The sequence below is a fragment of the Rhodovulum sp. genome, assembly GCF_011048875.1.
Lineage (GTDB): Bacteria > Pseudomonadota > Alphaproteobacteria > Rhodobacterales > Rhodobacteraceae > Rhodovulum > Rhodovulum tesquicola.
This window is the reverse complement of record NZ_DSDD01000231.1, coordinates 1-2,442: the sequence shown is the minus strand read 5'-3', so window position 1 is coordinate 2,442 and position 2,442 is coordinate 1. Positions and strand designations below refer to the sequence as shown.

The window sequence follows — 2,442 nt, the reverse complement described above, 5'->3', positions numbered from 1 at the left end:
CGGCGCAGGGTGAAACTGTCAGGCGCCAGCAGGCGCAGGGCCAGCAGGACGGCGCCGATCAGGCTAATCCCGCCGGTGGCGGGCATCAAGGCGCGCAGGGGCACCAGATGCGCCTCGGCCTCGGGGGCGACAAGGATCAGGCTTGCCATGGCCCCCGCGCCGCCCGCTACGGCGGATCGGGCCAGATGCGCGGCCAGATCGCCCTCGAAGCGCAGGGCGTCGAGATAGAGCGGCACGCCCGCGCGGCGGATCTCGATCCGGTCGCGGAACGGGACGGCGCGCAGCACCTCGCCCATCGCGGCGCGGCCGAAGACCAGCGGTTCGACCAGCAGAAGCCGCGCGCCGGGGGCCGGGTCGGCCACCAGCCGCCGGTCAAGCTCCGCGCCTTCAACCAGGATCGTCTCCTGCGGCAGCCAGTCGAGCCGGGCGGCTGCGCGCAGGCCGTCATCGCCGCCCTTTCCTTCGCAACACAGGTAATCTGATTGCCCCCCGGACCGCCTTCACCTTGGCTTCTTGTTCCGCAGATCGCGGCGGACCGCACAGGTTTTTGCCGGAAACGAAGCGGCAAGCGCAGCTTTTCGCCGTATTATTATGCGATTTTGGGGATTTTTGTTCGTTTGTTGTGCAAGCATCCCGACAAAACCGGAAATCGGATCGCCGCCACGTCCCTTGCGATTGCGCGCCTGCCGCAGCGCAGAAAAGCCTTGGGGCGCCCGTCACGACGTCATCGGTGGATCGGGGGGGGGCGGCGACCACGCGAACCGGGACATCGGCGGGGTCGGCGCACGGATGCAACGAAAAAGCTGCGGGGCCTGGGGAGGGTGTTGCGCGCCATGCGCGCAGGCCAGCCGCAAACGCCCCGCGCGGAGGGAATCCATGAAGAAGATCAAGACGTCCCTTGCCGGTGCCGTCGCCTTTTCGGCGCTGAGCCTGCCGGCCTGGGCACAGGACTCGATCAAGGTGGGCGTGCTGCATTCGCTGTCGGGCACGATGGCGATTCCCGAGACCACGCTGAAGGACACCATGCTGATGCTCATCGACGAGCAGAACAAGAAGGGCGGCGTGCTGGGCAAACAGCTTGAGGCGGTCGTGGTCGACCCGGCCTCGGACTGGCCGCTTTTCGCAGAGAAGGCGCGCGAATTGCTGACCGTGTCCGATGTGGACGTGATGTTCGGCTGCTGGACGTCGGTCAGCATGGCCGTGATGGACACCGATCATCACCTGTCCAAACCCGTGCTGATCGACGAGATCCTGGCCGACGGGCAGTTCGACATCATCAGCCAGACCGAAGAGGTGCCGGGCGATGCCTGGACCGATTTCATGCCGGAATCGGCCGTGCTGACCTCGGACCGGAAGGATCTGGGCTGCGGCATGTACAACACCGAGACCCAGTCCTGCGTCCAGATCAAGTCGAACTATTGACGTGACCGGGGGGCGGGATGCCGCCCCCCCCTGTCCCGACGGGCTGACCGCCATGCGCATCCTTCTTGCCGCCCTGACCTTCCTGTGTCTCGCGCCACCGCCGGGGCACAGGACATCGCCGCCGATGGCCCGGCCGCCACGCCCTTGCAGAGCCTGCTGCAAGAGCATCGCGCGGCCATCGAACACGGCGCGCGCCGCGGCATCGGCCCGGCGATCGAGGCGCGGCGTGACAGCGGCCTGCCCGAGGCGCGTCTGGAGCGGCTGCTGACGATTTCCTTCGACCCGGACCCGGATGCACGGATCGCCGCCATCGAAGGCTTTGCGGGCGATATCGGCGTGGATATGCGCGCCGCGCTGAACCCGCTGATGGAGACCACCCGTGCGGTCGCGCCGGGCGAACCACCCGCAGGCGAGAACATCACGCGCCGCCTGAGCCCCGGCCGCGAGGCACTGCCGCGCGAGGCGGCCTATGCCATGCTGGTCGAGGCCGGGCTGGCCTCGCCCCGGATCGGCCGCGCCGAGATCCGCGCGGCCCTTGCCGCCCATTCTTTCTACGACCGCCATGCCGAAGCCGACCCGCGCGTGACCGAAACCGCCGCCGACGTGCTTTCCGCCATCGCGCTGATGGTCGGGGGCAACCAGATGGCCGATCTGGCGCTGGACGCGCTGCCGCTGGCCTTCGCCATCACCTTCGGCGCGGGTGTGGCGATGGAGCGGCTGGTGATCCGCTGGCTCTACAACCGGCCGCTGGAAACGCTGCTGGCGACCTTCGGCATCTCGATCGCGTTGCAGAAACTGGCGAAGAACATCTTCGGCACCCAGGCCCGCCCGCTGACCTCGCCCGCCTGGCTGGACGGGTCGCGGGTCATCAACCATGTCGTCTCGATCAGCTATATCCGCATCGCGATCTTCGTCCTTGCGCTGATGTTCCTCGCCCTGTTCCTGTTCATCATGCGCCGCACGCGGCTGGGGCTTGAGGTGCGCGCGGTCACGCAGAACCCGCGCATGGCGGCGTCCATG

The 2,442-nt window shown here is 68.1% G+C and carries 3 protein-coding genes; 2 read left to right on the top strand and 1 reads right to left on the bottom strand.

All coding sequences use genetic code 11. The annotated features are described in order from the left end of the window. A partial coding sequence (locus ENN83_RS08120) for an urease accessory protein UreD (protein WP_287185839.1) occupies positions 1–395 on the bottom strand: 395 nt, incomplete at its 3' end. A 481-nt stretch (positions 396–876) separates the two neighbouring features. On the opposite strand from ENN83_RS08120, the gene ENN83_RS08115 reads away from it, so the two are divergent. Together ENN83_RS08115 and ENN83_RS08110 are read left to right on the top strand one after the other, a co-directional pair. Beyond that, on the top strand, positions 877–1,422 hold the full coding sequence (locus ENN83_RS08115; RefSeq protein WP_287185837.1) for a transporter substrate-binding protein: 546 nt from the start codon (positions 877–879) through the stop codon (positions 1,420–1,422). An 84-nt stretch (positions 1,423–1,506) separates the two neighbouring features. Further along, on the top strand, positions 1,507–2,442 hold a 936-nt coding region (locus ENN83_RS08110), incomplete at its 3' end, for an ABC transporter permease subunit (RefSeq protein ID WP_414707636.1).